The organism is Rhizobium sp. rho-13.1, from assembly GCF_007000305.1.
Classification (GTDB): domain Bacteria; phylum Pseudomonadota; class Alphaproteobacteria; order Rhizobiales; family Rhizobiaceae; genus Rhizobium; species Rhizobium rhododendri.
The window spans coordinates 1-330 of the sequence record NZ_SCFL01000104.1 but is presented as its reverse complement, the minus strand read 5'-3'; the positions used below and the strand labels follow the sequence as shown (position 1 = coordinate 330).

At 52.7% G+C, this 330-nt stretch carries 1 protein-coding gene and 1 pseudogene; one reads left to right on the top strand and one right to left on the bottom strand.

What is annotated here, in order from left to right; genetic code table 11:
• Positions 1-192, bottom strand: a 192-nt coding sequence (locus EQW76_RS30115; protein WP_244617049.1) for a hypothetical protein, incomplete at its 3' end; no start/stop codon positions are given.
• Here EQW76_RS30115 and EQW76_RS30300 point away from each other — a divergent pair.
• Positions 172-294, top strand: a pseudogene (locus EQW76_RS30300) (hypothetical protein); the annotation flags it as partial. The gene EQW76_RS30115 and the pseudogene EQW76_RS30300 sit on opposite strands and share 21 nt — an antisense overlap.
• Positions 295-330: the final 36 nt, after the last annotated feature.

Sequence of the window (330 nt, the reverse complement as noted above, 5' to 3'; positions counted from 1 at the left end):
TTCCAGCAGATGTGCGCAAGTAGTTCGGTTATGCCTTGCATTTTGCCCCAGCACGACGGCCAGCACCATGCGGCCAGGGTACTGAAGGGCTTCGGTGGAGCCGGTGTCCTGGAAGTGGTTTAGAACGATGAAGGCGGTACCTACCGCGCTGTTTACACGGTTAGGTTTGAAGAGGCTGTCTTCGTCCTTCATTGCTTCCAGAAAAAGAGCAAAGCGGGATCGCTACACCGAAAGAGGATATGGATATCATCCGAGCCCGGCTCAAGGTTGCGGAAATTCTTGCAAAGGAGATAAGCAATGGCACCTCGCATCATTAATGGCATTGAGGTC